At 61.1% G+C, this 16341-nt stretch carries 12 protein-coding genes and 3 tRNA genes; 7 read left to right on the top strand and 8 right to left on the bottom strand.

The features are described from left to right. Nucleotides 1-22 precede the first annotated feature (22 nt). The 3 genes from rpsF to rnr all read right to left on the bottom strand — a co-directional run bounded on the left by rpsF (nucleotide 23) and on the right by rnr (nucleotide 3808). Nucleotides 23-397: a 30S ribosomal protein S6 gene (rpsF, locus tag LLY24_RS09250; protein ID WP_259036011.1), complete on the bottom strand. Its 375-nt coding sequence runs from the start codon at nucleotides 395-397 to the stop codon at nucleotides 23-25. 196 nt (nucleotides 398-593) lie between these two features. Beyond that, nucleotides 594-1382: a 23S rRNA (guanosine(2251)-2'-O)-methyltransferase RlmB gene (gene rlmB, locus LLY24_RS09255; protein ID WP_259036012.1), complete on the bottom strand. Its 789-nt coding sequence runs from the start codon at nucleotides 1380-1382 to the stop codon at nucleotides 594-596. Between the two features lie 2 nt (nucleotides 1383-1384). Then, entirely contained in the window at nucleotides 1385-3808 is a 2424-nt protein-coding gene (gene rnr, locus LLY24_RS09260; RefSeq protein ID WP_259036013.1) for a ribonuclease R, read from the bottom strand. 246 nt (nucleotides 3809-4054) lie between these two features. On the opposite strand from rnr, the gene LLY24_RS09265 reads away from it, so the two are divergent. The 6 genes from LLY24_RS09265 (at nucleotide 4055) to LLY24_RS09290 (ending at nucleotide 9442) form a co-directional block, all read left to right on the top strand. Further along, nucleotides 4055-4141: transfer RNA gene (locus LLY24_RS09265), tRNA-Leu, on the top strand. 63 nt (nucleotides 4142-4204) lie between these two features. Then, nucleotides 4205-4291: transfer RNA gene (locus LLY24_RS09270), tRNA-Leu, on the top strand. Nucleotides 4292-4338: 47 nt separating this feature from the next. Next, nucleotides 4339-4425, top strand: a tRNA-Leu gene (locus LLY24_RS09275). Nucleotides 4426-4858: 433 nt separating this feature from the next. After that, nucleotides 4859-6433, top strand: coding sequence for a BCCT family transporter (locus LLY24_RS09280; RefSeq protein ID WP_259036014.1), 1575 nt, complete (start codon nucleotides 4859-4861; stop codon nucleotides 6431-6433). Next, complete coding sequence (locus LLY24_RS09285; protein WP_259036015.1) at nucleotides 6430-8460, top strand: CocE/NonD family hydrolase; 2031 nt, start codon at nucleotides 6430-6432, stop codon at nucleotides 8458-8460. The genes LLY24_RS09280 and LLY24_RS09285 overlap by 4 nt, the downstream gene beginning before the upstream one ends. 1 nt (nucleotide 8461) lies before the next feature. Continuing rightward, nucleotides 8462-9442, top strand: a complete 981-nt coding sequence (locus LLY24_RS09290; RefSeq protein ID WP_259036016.1) for a LysR substrate-binding domain-containing protein — start codon at nucleotides 8462-8464, stop codon at nucleotides 9440-9442. 21 nt (nucleotides 9443-9463) lie between these two features. Here the strand turns inward: LLY24_RS09290 and LLY24_RS09295 are convergent, their stop codons facing one another. After that, complete coding sequence (locus LLY24_RS09295; RefSeq protein ID WP_259036017.1) at nucleotides 9464-10327, bottom strand: DNA/RNA non-specific endonuclease; 864 nt, start codon at nucleotides 10325-10327, stop codon at nucleotides 9464-9466. A gap of 86 nt (nucleotides 10328-10413) precedes the next feature. Continuing rightward, nucleotides 10414-10695 (bottom strand): Lrp/AsnC family transcriptional regulator, encoded by a 282-nt coding sequence (locus LLY24_RS09300; protein WP_259036018.1) that lies wholly within the window; start codon nucleotides 10693-10695, stop codon nucleotides 10414-10416. 240 nt (nucleotides 10696-10935) lie between these two features. Here LLY24_RS09300 and LLY24_RS09305 point away from each other — a divergent pair, with 240 nt between their 5' ends. Continuing rightward, nucleotides 10936-11250 (top strand): high-potential iron-sulfur protein, encoded by a 315-nt coding sequence (locus LLY24_RS09305; protein WP_259036019.1) that lies wholly within the window; start codon nucleotides 10936-10938, stop codon nucleotides 11248-11250. A gap of 16 nt (nucleotides 11251-11266) precedes the next feature. Here the strand turns inward: LLY24_RS09305 and LLY24_RS09310 are convergent, their stop codons facing one another. The 3 genes from LLY24_RS09310 to LLY24_RS09320 all read right to left on the bottom strand — a co-directional run bounded on the left by LLY24_RS09310 (nucleotide 11267) and on the right by LLY24_RS09320 (nucleotide 16177). Then, nucleotides 11267-12838, bottom strand: a complete 1572-nt coding sequence (locus LLY24_RS09310; protein ID WP_259036020.1) for a SpoVR family protein — start codon at nucleotides 12836-12838, stop codon at nucleotides 11267-11269. Nucleotides 12839-12856: 18 nt separating this feature from the next. Further along, entirely contained in the window at nucleotides 12857-14146 is a 1290-nt protein-coding gene (locus LLY24_RS09315; RefSeq protein WP_259036021.1) for a YeaH/YhbH family protein, read from the bottom strand. A 108-nt stretch (nucleotides 14147-14254) separates the two neighbouring features. Further along, the gene (locus tag LLY24_RS09320; protein ID WP_259036022.1) at nucleotides 14255-16177 is read right to left on the bottom strand and encodes a PrkA family serine protein kinase; all 1923 of its coding nucleotides are present in this window, start codon (nucleotides 16175-16177) and stop codon (nucleotides 14255-14257) included. Nucleotides 16178-16341 lie beyond the last annotated feature (164 nt).

The following is a 16341-nucleotide window of genomic DNA, read 5'->3' on the forward strand; positions in this document are numbered from 1 at the left end:
CTTAATACGTGCGGTGTGAGGATCAGGCAGATTCGGCTTCAGTGCGCGGCTTTTCTTCGCGACGCTGACGCTTCTCTTCTGTCGGCTTCATCATCGGAGACGCTTCGGTGACCGCTTCTTTGGCGCGAACCACCAGGCTACGAATGATGGCGTCGTTGAAGCGGAAGATGTTCTCGATCTCTTCGAGCGTCTCGCCGGTGCACTCAACGTTCATCAGCACGTAATGGGCTTTGTGGATCTTGTTGATCGGGTAAGCCAGGTGACGACGGCCCCAATCTTCCAGACGATGCACGGTACCGCCATTCTCAGTCACGATGCTGGTGTAGCGCTCGACCATTGCCGGCACCTGCTCGCTCTGATCCGGGTGGACCATGAACACGATTTCATAATGACGCATGGGATCTCCTTGCGGTTTGGCAGCTTCCTTCGGCCAGCGCGTGTTGTCACAACTGGCGAGGAAGCAAGGAGTTAACTGGAATGCCCTTCACTGCCCGCGCGGTGCGCGAGAGCGTCTGACATCGAGTTGAACGAATGTTCACTACTTGCGCCCATCTGCCAGGCAAATGGGCGCAAGTATTCTAGAGGGGGGAAGATCAACTTGCAAGCTGTCGCTGGCGCACCGCTTCGAAGAGACAGATACCCGCCGCCACCGAAACATTCAGGCTCGACACCTGCCCCGCCATGGGCAGCTTGGCAAGATGATCGCAAGCCTCACGGGTCAACCGCCGCATGCCCTTGCCTTCGGCCCCCATGACCAACGCCACGGGACCGGTGAGATCGATTTGATACAGGCTGGCACTGGCTTCTCCGGCGGTGCCGGTCACCCAAACGCCCTTCTCCTTGAGCTTGGCTAGCGTGCGCGCGAGGTTGGTGACCTGATATACCGGCACCACCTCGGCCGCCCCACAGGCTACCTTGCGCACGGTCGCGTTGAGCGGGGCGGCTTTGTCTTTGGCGACGATGACGCCGTGGGCACCGGCGGCATCGGCGCTGCGCAGGCAGGCGCCGAAATTGTGCACGTCGGTGACGCCATCGAGAACTAAAAACAGCGGTGCCCGCTCCCCCTTCCAGGCGCGCAGCTTGAGCCACAGGGACTCCTCGCCTTCTGGCGTCAGCGGCGCGCAGAACGCCACGACACCCTGATGCGTCGCCCCCTGAGTCAGTTGATCCAAAATATCGCGGGGCTGCTCCTTGATTCGCGCCCCACCTTCGGCGGCCTTACCCAACAGCTCGCCCAAGCGCTTTTCGACGCCCGCCTGCACCCACAGCTCGCGCGGCGTCTCACCGCGGTCAAGCAGGCTCTGCAGCGCATGCACGCCATATACTTGGTCGAGCCCTTCGGGCGTGCGCGGCGCGTTACGCCGCGATGAGGTCGATTTCATGCTCATCCTTTATTGCCCGGCTTGCGCGACCCCCGACGAGTACGCCGTGGCCCACGGCGCGGCCCCTTGTGCTCGCTACCGCCCTTGCCGTCCGCCCTCTTACCCTCAACGCTTGGAGCGTGACCCGCGCTGCTGGCGCCTTGGCTCTCCGAGGGGCGCTTGCGCGGCTGGCGGCGCGGGCGCGGCTTGTCGTCAGCGAGATGGAAGTCGATCTTACGCTCGTCCATATCGACCCGCGCCACCTGCACGCTGAGACCGTCGCCCAAACGATAGGTGGTCCCGGTACGCTCACCCTTGAGGCGATGCTTTTCAGCTTCGTAATAGTAGTAGTCAGAGGGCAGCGACGTTACGTGCACGAGCCCCTCGACGAAGAACTCATCGAGGCGCACGAAGAGCCCGAACTGGGTGACCGAGGCGATGGAACCATCGAACGTCTCGCCCAGCTTGTCGGACATGAACTCGCACTTGAGCCAGCTTTCGACGTCGCGGGTGGCGTCGTCGGCGCGGCGCTCGGTCATCGAGCAGTGCTCACCCAGCTCGACCATCTGCTCGAAGGTGTACGGGCACCATTTGCTCGGCGCCTCGACGGGTCCGCCCTCTACCCGCAGCACGGTATTGGTTTGGCGCGGGCCACGAATCACCGAGCGAATGGCGCGGTGCACCAGCAGGTCGGGATAGCGGCGAATGGGCGAAGTAAAGTGCGCGTAGGCCGGGTAGGCCAAGCCGAAGTGACCCTCATTCTGCGGCGAGTAGACCGCTTGGTTCATCGAGCGCAGCATCACCGTTTGGATGATGTCGGCATCCGGACGGTCGATGATAGCCTCGCGCAGCACCTGATAGTCCTGCGGCGTGGGTGAATCACCGCCGCCCACGGAGAGCCCAAGCTCATTGAGGAACAGCCGCAGCTTATCCAGGCGCTCGGCGGAGGGCTTTTCGTGAATACGGTAGAGGGCGGGCAAATCGTGCTTGTCGAGAAAGCGTGCCGTCGCCACGTTGGCGGCCAGCATGCACTCCTCGATCAGCTTGTGCGCATCGTTACGGCTGCGCGGCACGATCTTCTCGATCTTACGCTCGTCGTTGAAAACGATGGCGGTTTCGGTGGTGTCGAAATCGATCGCTCCGCGCTCTTCACGCGCCTGGCGCAGCAGCTTGTAGAGCTCGTGAAGCTCTTTGAGCGGCTTGACCAAGGCGCTGTGCTCACGGCGCAGCGCTTCGCCCTCTTCGCTCTGCTCGTCGAGCATCGCCGCGACCTTGTTGTAGGTCAGCCGCGCATGCGAGTTCATCACCGCCTCGTAGAAGCGGTAACGGCTGATGGCGCCGGTCTTGGAGATGTTCATCTCGCAGACCATCACCAAGCGATCGACGTGCGGGTTCAGCGAACAGAGCCCGTTGGAGAGCAGCTCCGGCAGCATGGGCACGACTTGGCCGGGGAAGTAGACCGAGTTGCCGCGCGTGCGCGCCTCATCATCGAGCGCCGAGCCCAGGCGCACGTAGTGGGAAACGTCGGCAATCGCGACGACCAGCTTCCAGCTACCGGACTTGGTCTTCCAGGCGCAGACGGCGTCGTCGAAGTCCTTGGCGGTTTCATCGTCGATGGTCACCAGCGGCATGTCGCGCAGATCGACCCGATGCTGCTTGTCGGCCTCTTTCACCTCGGCCGACATACCCGCAATCTGATCGAGCACCTCGGGCGGGAACTCGGCGGGAATGTCGTAGCTGCGGATGGCAATGTCGATCTCCATACCGGGGTCCATGCGCTCGCCCAGCACCTCGACCACTTCACCCACCGGCTGCACGCGTGTGGCGGGCTGCTGAGTGATTCGCGCGGAAACCACTTGACCATCCTTGGCGCCTGCGCAGGCGCTATGCGGAATGATGATCTCCTGGGTGATGCGCGGATTCTCGGGAATCAGAATGCCGAACTCGGGCGTATTGCTACGGTAAACGCCGACGATAGTTTCGGTGTTGCGCCCAATCACCTCGACGATGGTCGCCTCGTCGCGGCCGCGGCGGTCAGTACCGCTGACCCGCACCAAAACGTGATCGCCATGAAAGACGCGACGCATTTGGCGCGCGGGTAGAACCAAGTCGGGCTTTTTGCCGTCATCGCGCAGCACGAAGCCGAAACCATCACGATGGCCCAGCACTTTGCCCTTGATCAGATCAAGCTTGTTGACTAACGCGTAGGCGCCACGGCGGTCGCGCAGCACCTGGCCGTCGCGTTCCATGGCCGCCAAGCGGCGACGCACGGCTTCGTGGTGATCTTCGTCTTCGAGCCCGAGCATGCGACTCATGTTTTCGTGGGTAATGGGTTTGCCATAGGCTTCCAGCGCGCCTAACAGGTATTCGCGGCTGGGCGCTGGGTTATCGTACTTACCCGCCTCACGCTCGGCATGGGGATCATCTTTCAACGTCCAGTACTTCATGCTATCGGCATCCTTGAAGGCGTTTGCGGGAGGCAGTGAACTTGCGCTGACGCGAAGCGTCGCGGGCAGGAAACGTCAGCCATATAAAGGCTGGAAAAACTAAGGGGTTGTTTGTTCATGCTCGCAGTATAGCGCCGCCTTCGCCGCGACCCAACCATCCAAGCGGCTTTTCGTCGCTCAAACGGCCAACGCCGCTGGCAAAAACGCTTGCATTTTCCAACGGCGCCAGTAATATATGCGCCACTTGCCCAGATGGCGGAATTGGTAGACGCGCTAGCTTCAGGTGCTAGTGTCCGTATGGACGTGGAGGTTCAAGTCCTCTTCTGGGCACCATCGACGACCGCTCAATGCTGATTGACGACGATGGTGCCGAACGCAAGTGATTCGTGTGTATTCGCCCAGGTGGCGGAATTGGTAGACGCGCTAGCTTCAGGTGCTAGTGTCCGTATGGACGTGGAGGTTCAAGTCCTCTCCTGGGCACCATACGAATACAGACGATAGCGGTACGTGAAAGAAAGAATGCATGATGCGCCCAGGTGGCGGAATTGGTAGACGCGCTAGCTTCAGGTGCTAGTGTCCGTATGGACGTGGAGGTTCAAGTCCTCTCCTGGGCACCACTCGATGGTCCCGTCCGCATCATGTTGCCTCCCTTCTTCTTGCAACACTCTCTTTGTAAGCCTTTCCCACGCATTTTTCGATATCGCCTTTTTGGCGCTATTGGCGTTAGCTATTTTTCATTTCCGCGAGTCCTGTCTAGGGCCTGCGCCATAGCGTCTGCGCCAATGCGTCAAAAGCATGCGCACCGCCCGCCTGACGCCGTCTGCTAGCCCGCCCCTCTCTCCATGCTCTGTACTGGCCAGCCCAGTGAAAGCCAGGGCCTGAATAGCTAGGCGCATGCGTTTAGCGCATACCCCCATTCGTACTCGTCGTTTCAACTCAGGCGTGCTAAAGCGTTAGGTTGTAGGGCCATGATGAAAATGCATGGCGCGACGCGATCTTATAGCGCGCCCCAGATATAACGACACATAACGATAAAGGGAGGACGATCGAATGCGGACATCGCTTCGACCACTGGTCTTTTGGCCCACGTTTCTCGTACTGCTTGCCGCCGTGGTGGCAAGCTACGTCGATTTGGATGCCTTTCTCGCCGCTGCAACAGCGCTCAATCAGACGATCCTAACGCATTTCTCTTGGCTATTTAGCCTGGGAAGCCTTTACCTTCTGGTATTGGCCGTCATCGTCTACTTCTCGCCGCTCGGGCACATTCGTATTGGTGGCAAAGATGCCACACCGCTGCTATCACCGCTGCGCTGGTTCGCCATTACGCTGTGCACCACACTCGCCGTTGGCGTGCTGTTCTGGACTACCGCCGAGCCGCTCTATCACTTCATGAGCCCACCAAAATCCAGCGGCCTAGAGGCGGGATCGAGCGAGGCCATGGTATTTGCCATGTCCACCATGTTTTTGCACTGGACCTTCACGCCCTACGCCATCTATGCCGTACCGGCGCTAATTTTCGCCCTGGCGTTCTACAACCTGCGCCTACGTTTTTCGATCTCGAGCATGCTGGAACCGCTGTTCGGCTCAGGTATCAAGCGCTTTGCCGGACTGATCGACGCGGTCTCACTCTATGCGCTGGTGGCGGGCATGGCCTCTTCGCTCGGCACCGGCGCGCTAACGCTTGCAGGTGGCGTCAATCAGTACATCGGCGGTGAGACCTCCCCTTTGCGACTGGGCATCATCGTTGCCATCATCGTCACCACCTTCGTCATTTCGGCCGCTAGCGGCCTACAAAAGGGCATCGCTCGCTTTTCGTCACTCAACGCCATACTGCTGTTGATACTGGGCATTTTCGCCTTCGTCGCCGGACCGACGATCTTCAGCCTGGCGCTTGGCGTCGAGTCGTTTGGCGTTTTCCTCGATGGCTTTTTCACCAAAAGCCTGTTCACCGGTGCCGCTGGCGAAGACCAGTGGCCGCAGTGGTGGTCGATCTTCTACTGGGCCGTGTGGTTTTCGTGGGCCCCCATGGCAGCGCTGTTTCTGGGCAAGATCTCGCGTGGCTATAGCGTGCGCGCCTTCCTGCGCGTCAACCTCCTCTACCCCGCGCTTTTCGCCAGCATCTGGATCGTGATCTTTTCCGGCACGGCGCTTTACTATCAGGCCCACACCGGGGTCGATCTGTATGCCACGCTCAACGAGCGCGGTGTGGAAAACGTCCTCTATGCGCTGTTCGGCGAACTGCCGCTCTCGGGACTCTGGATTCCGGTGCTGCTGTTCATCGCCTACATCTCCTACGTCACCGCCGCCGACTCTCAAACCGACGCTATTGGCAACCTTTGTACGCGTGGACTAACGGCCGACTCCGACCTCAACGCGGGCCTCACCATGAAAGTGATCTGGGGCGTCATCGTCGGCATCGTCGCTTGGGTCATGGTCAGCTTCGTCGGGCTCGACGGGGTCAAGATGCTCTCCAATCTGGGCGGCTTACCGGCCTTGGTCATCGTGCTCTTGGCCACGGGCTCGCTTTGGGCATGGCTCAAGCATCCCGAGCGTCTTGAGGCGCCCTCCGCATCATCATCTACCCCCTCTTCGTCTACCTCCACCGGCAATAAGCGACTGTCATGAAGATCAAACAGGATTTCCCCCATCGCACCCGCGAAATAGAGAATCTCTGGATTCCGTTGGCGGATGGCACGCGCCTGGCCGCTCGGGTCTGGCTGCCCGTCGATGCCGAGGACAACCCGGTTCCCGCCATTCTCGAATACCTGCCTTACCGCAAGCGCGACGGCACCGCGGTGCGCGACGAGCTGACCCACCCCTACTTTGCCGGGCACGGCTACGCCTGCATCCGGGTCGACATGCGCGGCAACGGTGAATCCGACGGCTTGATGGAGGACGAGTACGCGCCACAAGAGCAGGCCGACGCCCTGGAAGTGATCGACTGGATCGCTCGCCAGCCCTGGTGCAATGGCAATCTCGGGATGATGGGCATCTCCTGGGGCGGCTTCAACGGCCTGCAGCTCGCCGCCCTACGCCCAGAACCGCTCAAAGCCATCATCACGCTCTGCTCGACGGATGATCGCTACGCCGACGACGTTCACTTCAAAGGCGGTAACATGCTACTGGAGAACCTGGGCTGGGCGGCCACCATGCTGAGCTTTTCGGCGGCTCCTCCCGACCCTGCGCTGGTCGGCGGGCGTTGGCGCGACATGTGGCTCAAGCGCTTGGACGAGATGCCGCTGCTGGCCGACAAATGGATCACCCATCAGCATCGCGACGCCTACTGGCAGCATGGCTCGATCTGCGAGAATTACGCCGACATCGAGGCGGCGGTGTATATGATCAGCGGCTGGGGCGACTCCTACACCAACTCGATTCCGCGCATGATGGAGCATTTGACGTGCCCCAAAAAAGCCCTGCTCGGCCCGTGGATGCACAAGTACCCGCACTTTGCCCTACCCGACCCGGCGATCGGCTTTTTGCAGGAGGCGCTGCGCTGGTGGGACTACTGGCTCAAGGGTGTGGAAACCGGCGTCATGGACGAACCCGCCTGCACGTTTTACCTCCAGGACGGCGTTCCGCCTGCGCCCAAGTACCTCGAACGTCCTGGCCAGTGGGTGCACACACAAAGCTGGCCCGCCCCGCACGATGAGGTCGAGCCGCTCACGCTGCTTTTGGGTGACGCAGGCCTGGGTACCACGACGCCGCTTAGCGAGGACAAGCTGATCGCCTCGCCGCTGACCACCGGCGCTCACCAGGGAGAGTACATCCCGCTTTGGTTCGGCGCCGACTTCCCGCCCGATCAGCGCCGAGACGACGCGCTGTCGCTGACCTTCGACTCGGCGCCGTACGCTGAAGGCATCGACATTCTCGGCCAGCCAACGCTGACGCTGCGCCTCTCCAGCGCCGAAGCCTGCGGTCAGCTTCATGCGCGCCTGTGCGATGTCGCGCCCAACGGCGAGAGCGCTCTGATCACCTATGGCACGCTCAACCTCAACCTGCGCGACGACCCTAGCACCATCACGCCGCCAGTGCCGGGTGAAGCGTTCGACGTGCGCCTTGAGATGGATCTTATCGGCTACCGGCTGCCGAAGGGCCACCGCCTGCGTGTGGCGCTCTCAAGCGCCAGCTTCCCGCTGGTATGGTCGCCCAAGCGCCGCGCCGATTTGACCCTCAAGGCGGGCGCTCCCACGCTCGAGCTTCCTCACGCCAAGGCCGCCTACGTGCCGATGCCGTTCGAGACGCCAGAGAGTGCTACACCGTGCCGCGTGAAGACGCAGCGCAGCGGCCACCCCAAACGCACCCTGAGCGAGGACGTGGGCAGCGGCGAGGTGAGCGTGATCGTCGAAGACGACATGGGCGACGTTCAATTCCTCGACCACGGTCTGCAAGTGGAGCAGTACGCCAAGGAGGTGTACACCAGCCATCCCGATGACGCCTCGCGCACCCGTGCCGACATCGAGTGGGTGTACCGTGCCCGCCGTGAAGGCGACGAGGGCGCGTTTTCAGTACGCGTGGTGAGTCGCTACCACCTGCACTGCGACGAGCAGACGTTCTACCTCAGCGCGGAGCAGCTGGCCTACGAAGCTGACAGCGATGACACCGTGAGCCACAAGCGCTGGGAACGCGAGATCCCCCGCACGGCGGTGTGACATGACGGCCGGGCAGCTGCTGCCCGGCAGTGATATGCTGGGCGCTTGTTCCTCGGGATCGAGACCCGCGCCCATGCGTGACGCCTTACCGCCGCTCTCCTGCCTGCGCGCCTTCGAGGCGGCAGCGCGCTACTGCAGCTTCACTCAGGCTGGCAGCGAGCTGAACCTGTCGCAAAGCGCCGTGAGCCGTCAGATAAAGCGCCTGGAGCACGATCTTGGGCGTTTGCTGTTCGAGCGCCACCCCGAGGGGATGCGCCTCACCCCGACCGGTGAGCGCTACTTTCGCGTCGTTCAGCGCCTGCTGCGCGATTTGGCCGATGAAACCGCGCGCCTAAGACGCCGCAGCGACGACCGTCAGCTAACGCTCGCATCGAGCCCCACCATCGCCTCCATTTGGCTCGCGCGCCAACTGCCCGCCTTTCAGCGGGCGCATCCGCACCTCGAAATTCGTATCCTCACTGTCGAAGACCCGCACCGTCTCGATCTTGCGGAGTTCGATCTGGGCATCTACTACCACGTTCCCGGCGAAGTCGACCCGCCGGATCTTGACGCCGAACCCATCTTCGCGCAGGAAACCGTTGGCGCCGTCTGCAGCCCTGCTTACCTCGAACGCCACGGCCGCCCCATTACGCCCGAAGCGCTATTGACCGAGCATACGTTGATGGTGGTGGAGGATCACTACCACGACTGGCTGACGTGGGAGATCTGGTTTCGTGACCAAGGGCTTGCCTGGCACCCACCCCACCACGCGCTACGCGCCAACAGCTTTCAGCTATTGATGAACGCCACGCTCGCGGGCCAAGGGGTCACGCTTGGCTGGATGCGCCTGCTCGAGGCCGAGTTCGAGCAAGGTAACTTGGTTCAGGCGCTGCCGCTAACGCTGCCCAGCCGCGGGCGGCTCTCGTTGTTCACGCCTCAGCATCGCCACCTAACCGAGCCAATGAAGGCGTTCTATCAGTGGGTGCTGGGGCGTGCGAACTGAGCGTTAGGCGCGGACTAAGCGTTACTGAAAACGTCCGGGGCGTTTCGATACCGCCTCCAGCGCCCAGCCCTGAGTGCGCACTTCGCCCTCCAGCACCGCCGCCTGCTCATCGCTCAAGTTGGGGAAGAAGTTGAGCCCGGTACGCGCTTCGATTTCGTCGATGCTGACGAGGTAATCGGCCAATGGCTCGTTGCCGCGCACGTCCTGGGGCATGATGAAGGCAATCGCTAAGGGCGCCTCTTCGTGGGGGGCAACGATGATCTTGAAAAAAGCTTCGGGCACCTCGACGAAGCCTACGCGATTGAAGACGTTATCCATGAAGTGCTCGGGAAAGATGGGCCCGGTGATCACTTGAAGATGACCAAAACGCGGTGCGAAATCATCCATCACCGCCTGTTCCAAGCGCTGCCACAGCTGACGGTTCAGGTTGGGCCGCTGTGGTGTCATGTTGCTCATTTGAAAGGTATCGAGCTGAGCGCGGCGCCCATGGACGGCGGCAATGGCGTAGTTGGGTGCCATATGACCGCGATCAAAGCCGCTTCCCAGGTAGCTATCCGGCGTGATCGGCCAGAGCGTGCGCCAGTCGGATTGAAAGTTGGGCCGCGGGCCAATCCGAGTATCCTCGGGCACTGGCTCGAGCTGATAGCTAACCCAGAGCGGATTGACGCGCACGTCCGACCAGCCCACCAAGAAGCCGTCGTTACGCAGCACCCGATGGAAGGTCGTGGGATAAAGCTGCTCCCAGGTGGGCACGCCCATCCACACATAGGCGTCGCGGTACTGCCGCTCCTGAAACTCCCAAAGCCCCGTCGCCACGACGACGAACAACAACGAGATCCCCAACCGCCGCCCTTGTCGGCGCCACCGTGACGTTACCCTTGCCAACCGCCCTTCCCCTATTTTGCATTTTGATAGTTTTACGTTGCGACCGCGCTCACCGTCCCCAGGTCATACGCGGCGAAGAGCGTCTATCAAGATTCCCAACCGAGCGAGAACATGGTTTCCAGGTCGTGGCGTGAATGCACTTGGAGGGCGTTGAGGGTTTCGGTGTCGCTGATGCCCTCGACGGCGTTCAAGCGCTCGGTGACAAGCTCGGCCAGGCCTTCGAAATCGCGCGTGCGGGCGATGGCGACCAGGTCGTAGCGACCGCAGGTTGAGAACACTTCGCTGATGCCCTCGACGTCCGCCAGACGCTCGGCGACCGATTTGACCTGACCCTTTTCGGTGTTGATGAGGATAACGGCGTTCTGCATGAAGCCTCCCGGCAAAAAAATGCGTTGGGACCGTCGAACGCAGCGCGCCTAACGACGATCCAAGTCGCCATGAGTATATCAGGGCGTGCTGGCGGCGTGGTCAAATGTCGCGACGCCGTGCAGCCAATAGCGCCCCCCGAGGGGATCGGCTAGCATGGCTTCGCATACGCACGACCTAGAGGTGGCCCACCACCCCGTTTTGCCGTGACGCACTTCCCCTCGTATCAACAAGGAGATTCCATGGCCGACCAACGGCGTCGCACCTTTTTGCGCTATAGCGCACTGGGAATTGCCAGCCTTCCGCTCGGCATCGGCGTGCTTTCGTCTCGAGCTTTTGCCCAGACGCTGCCACGCCTGGAGCCTAGCGCGCCCAACGCCCAGGCGCTCAACTATGTAGAAAGCGCCGCTGAGGCCAGTGACCATCCCGCCTTCAACCAAGGCGAGCGCTGCGATAACTGCCTGTTCTATAAAGATGCCAACGAAGGCTGTCAGCTGTTCCCGGAAAACAGCGTCGCGCCAGGCGGTTGGTGCCAGTCCTGGACGGCCAGAGCGTAAACAAGCCATAGCTTACTCAGCTCGTCGGCCGCTCGTCGCTTGGGGCCGCGTCTAACGGCCACTGATAGCGACGCACTACGCGCTCCTCTTCGAGCGACAGCAAGTGCACGGGGAAGCCCCATAGCTGCTGTAGGTGGCGTATCACCGGATAGACCGTGCGCGCCAGCGGGCGACGCCCCTGCTGCACGTGGTGCAGCGTCAGCGAGCGGTCGCCGCGAATGGCCGCTTCCACGACCTGAATGTTGGGCTCGCGGCTGGCCAGCGCATACTGCTGCGACAGCGCTTCGCGCACCCGGCGATAGCCCCGCTCGTCGTGAATCGCCGCCACTTCTATGCTCTCCTGCTGATCATCGTCCACGATCAAGAAGAGCTTGAGATCACGCATGACCTTGGGCGAAAGAAACTGCTGAATGAAGGATTCATCCTTGAAATTGCGCATGGCGAACTCGAGCGTCTCCCGCCAAGGCGTGCCGGCGATATCGGGAAACCACTCGCGATCCGCAGCGGTAGGGTCGGTGCAGATGCGCTTGATGTCGGTGAAGATGGCAAAGCCCAGCGCGTAGGGGTTGATGCCACTAAAGTGGGGGCTATCGAAGGCGGGCTGGTTGATGACCGCCGCATGAGACTGAAGAAATTCGAGGATCAGCCCCTCGTCGACCAAGCCATCGTCATAGAGCCGGTTCATCAGCGTGTAGTGCCAGAAGCACGCCCAGCCTTCGTTCATTACCTGGGTCTGGCGCTGAGGGTAGAAGTACTGCGCAAGCTTGCGCACGATGCGTACGATCTCGCGCTGCCAGGGTGCCAGTAGCGGCGCGTTCTTCTCGATGAAGTAGAGCAAATTCTCCTGCGGCTCGGCGGGGTAGCGTCCGCCGCTGTGTAGTCCCAGGGGGTCGTCGTCACTGTGCAGGCTGCCAGGCAGCGGGTTCGCTCCCGCGAGCGGCTCGGGGATGGTGCGCCAGAGCATGTTGACCTGGGCCTGGAGATACGCCTCGCGCTCTTCCTGGCGGCGCGCCTCCTCGTCGGCCGAGATCGGCGAGGGGCGCTTGTAGCGATCCACACCGTAGTTTTGCAGCGCATGGCACGCATCCAGTAGTTGCTCGACCGCCTGGGTACCATGGCGCTCTTCGCACTGAGCGATGTACTTTCGCGCGAACACCAGGTAATCGACGATCGATTCGGCATCCGTCCAGGTGCGAAACAGGTAGTTACCTTTGAAAAACGAGTTATGGCCATAGCAGGCGTGCGCCATGACCAACACCTGCATCATCAGGGTATTCTCCTCCATGAGGTAGGCGATGCAGGGGTTGGAGTTGATCACAAGCTCGTAAGCCAGGCCCATCTGGCCACGCCGGTAGGCTTGTTCAACGGCGAGAAACTGCTTACCGAACGACCAGTGATGGTAGCCCACCGGCATACCTACGCTGGCGTAGGCATCCATCATCTGCTCGGTGGTGATCACCTCGATCTGGTTGGGGTAGGTATCTAGGCGGTACTCGTCGGCCAAACGCGCCAGCGCCTCATCGAAACGTGCAAGCGTCTCGAAGTTCCAGTCCGAGCCCGTGGCAATGGGAGTCGAGCGTAACGTCATGATTCACCTCCGGCGCCGCTAGGGCGTGCTCAAACGACGCTTGAAGAGATCGCGAAACACCGGGTAGATGTCACCGGCCTCGACGATTTGGCGCATGGCGAACCGCTCGGCGAAAGCATCGGCCACCGTCGCGTACTCGTGCCAGAGCGACTGATGCTCATGGGGCGTGATCTCCACGTAGGCGAAGTACTGCAGATGGGGCATCAACTTCTTGACCAGCAGGTCGCGGCAGGTAGTGGAGTCGTCGTCCCAGTTGTCGCCGTCCGAGGCCTGGGCAACGTAGAGATTCCACTGCGCGGACGGATAGCGCTTTTCGATGATGCCGTTGACCAGCGACAGCGCACTGGAGACGATGGTACCGCCGGTTTCACGCGAGTAGAAGAACTCCTCCTCGCTGACCTCGCGCGCGGCCGTATGGTGGCGCACGAAGACCAGCTCGACCTTCTCGTAGTGGCGCTCTAAAAAGAGGTAGAGCAGCAGAAAGAAACGCTTGGCGATGTCCTTGTGGTTTTGGGTCATCGACCCCGACACGTCCATTACGCAGAACATTACCGCCTGGCTCGAGGGCTGGGGCTGGGCACTTAACTGGTGGTAGCGCAGGTCGTAGGTATCGATGAAGGGGATCGCCTCGATGCGCTTTTCCAGTCGCGCGATCTCCTCTTTGAGCTCGTTGATGCGCGCAGGGTTGCGCAGCACCGGGTCCTTGCGCTCTTCCGCCTCCAATGCGTCGAGGGCTTCGCGCAGTGCGCGCTTGATCGGCGCGCGCATGGCGATGCGCCGAGCGTAGGCTTCGCGCATCGAACGGCCGATGCTGATGCGCGAGGGCACGCCGTCGCGCGCAAGCCCTGCGCGCACCATCTTGATCTCTTCAAGCGACTTCAGCGGCTTGCGCTGCAAATGCGGCAGCGCTAGGCCGTCGAAAACGAACTCGAGAAACTCCTCACGGCTTAGGGTAAAGGCGAACTCATCCGCTCCTTCCCCCTGGTTGGAGGCGCCCCCCTCGCCCGCGCCTTCGCCCCCACCGCCCTGCCCCGGTGGGCGACGAATGCGATCGCCCGCCAAATACTCGCGGTTGCCGGGCGACACCACCTGACGCGCCCCACCGGGGCCGTGCTGAAAGACCGGCTCGGAAATGTCCTTGGTAGGGATGGAGATCTTCTCGCCGCGCTCCATGTCGGTGATCGAGCGGCGGTTGACCGCCTCCTCGACGGAGCGCTTGATGTGTTTACGGTAACGTTCGAGAAAGCGCTGCCGATTGACAGCGCTTTTATGCTTGGCATTCGGACGTCGATCGATAAAGTAGGTCATGCGACCTCCTTGATCCGAAAAGGCCGATCGGCTCGGCCTCGGTCAGTTGGCTTGGCTACCTGGCCAAGCCAACCTGCTCTGCTGCGAGTTGCTCTGCAGTCACTTACCCTACTGCGACTTGCGCACGCGCAGGTACCACTCGGAGAGCAGACGCACCTGCTTCTCGGTATAGCCGCGATCGACCATCCGAGCGACGAAGTCCTCGTGCTTTTTCTGATCCGACTTCGACGCCTTGGCGTTGAACGAGATGACCGGCAAGAGCTCTTCGGTGTTGGCGAACATCTTGTGTTCGATCACCCCTTTGAGCTTTTCATAGGACTGCCAGCTCGGGTTCATGCCGTTGTTCTGGGCGCGCGCGCGTAGCACGAAGTTGACCACCTCGTGGCGGAAATCCTTGGGATTGGAGATGCCCGCCGGTTTTTCGATCTTCTCCAGCTCCTCGTTGAGCGACTGCCGATTCAAGAGCTCGCCGGTCTCAGGATCGCGATACTCCTGATCCTGAATCCAGAAGTCGGCATAGGTGACGTAGCGGTCGAAGATGTTCTGGCCATACTCGCTGTAGGATTCGAGGTAGGCGGTCTGAATCTCCTTGCCAATGAAGTCGACGTAGCGTGGGGCGAGGTACTCCTTGATGAAGCCAAGATAGCGATCGAACACCTCGGCAGGAAGCTGTTCGCGCTCCAGCGCCTGCTCGAGCACATACAGCAGATGCACGGGGTTGGCCGCCACTTCGGTGCTATCGAAGTTGAACACTTTGGAAAGAATCTTGAAGGCAAAGCGGGTGGAGAGTCCCTGCATCCCCTCGTCTACCCCCGCGTTGTCACGGTACTCCTGAATCGACTTGGCGCGCGGATCGGTGTCTTTGAGATTTTCTCCGTCATAGACGCGCATCTTGGAGTAGATACTCGAGTTCTCCGGCACCTTGAGGCGTGAAAGCGCCGAAAACTGCGCCAGCATGCGTAGGGTGTCCGGCGCGCAGGGGGCCGCGTTGAGCGACGACTCCTCCAGCAGTTTCTGGTAGATCTTGATCTCTTCGGAGACGCGCAGGCAGTACGGCACCTTGACGATGTAGACGCGATCGAGAAACGCCTCGTTGTTACGATTGTTGCGAAACGCCTGCCACTCGCTCTCGTTGGAGTGGGCCAGAATCACGCCGTCGAAGGGAATGGCACCCATGCCTTCGGTGGGGTTGTAGTTACCCTCTTGCGTCGCGGTCAACAGCGGATGCAGCACCTTGATCGGCGCCTTGAACATCTCGACGAACTCCATCAAGCCCTGGTTGGCGCGGCAGAGTCCGCCGGAGAAGCTATAGGCGTCTGGGTCGTTTTGCGAGTAGAGCTCGAGCTGGCGAATATCGACCTTGCCCACCAGCGAGGAGATGTCTTGGTTGTTTTCATCGCCCGGCTCGGTTTTGGAGATGGCGATCTGGTTGAGCCGCGAGGGGTAGAGACGTACGACGCGAAAGCGGGAAATATCGCCGCCATACTCCTTGAGCCGTTTGGCCGCCCAGGGCGACATCACGCTGCGTAGATAGCGCCGGGGAATGCCGTACTCCTGCTCCAATAGCTCGCCATCCTCCTCCGGCGAAAAGAGCCCGAGGGGCGACTCGTAAACGGGCGAGTCCTTGATGGCGTAGAAAGGAATGCGCTCCATCAGAAGTTTCAAGCGCTCGGCCAGCGACGATTTACCACCGCCGACAGGGCCAAGCAGATAAAGAATCTGTTTGCGCTCTTCAAGGCCCTGGGCGGCGTGGCGGAAGTAGGCGACGATCTGCTCGATCGCCTCCTCCATACCGTGAAACTCGGCGAAGCTTGGGTAGCGGCGGATGACTTTGTTGGAGAAGATGCGCGACAAGCGCGGGTCCTTGGCGGTATCGATCACCTCGGGCTCGCCAATGGCCTCGAGCATGCGCTCGGCGGCGCTAGCATAGCTCTTGGGATCGCGCTTACACAGCGCTAAGTACTCCTCGAGACTCATGTCTTCTTGTTGGACGCGGGCGAAACGATCTTGAACGTGGTCAAAGATGCTCATAGAACTCTCCTGTGGCCCATTGCCTGGCAACCACCGCCTACCCCAACATCCCCACGGTGCGCCAAAAAAGGTGTTGCTCTATCAGCGTAGTCAGCATTAGCAAAAAATGATGACAAACCTTCAACGCTAAATGGTCGATGGTCGATGCGCGATACTGGAACCCA

The organism is Halomonas dongshanensis, from assembly GCF_024790395.1.
GTDB lineage: Bacteria > Pseudomonadota > Gammaproteobacteria > Pseudomonadales > Halomonadaceae > Vreelandella > Vreelandella dongshanensis.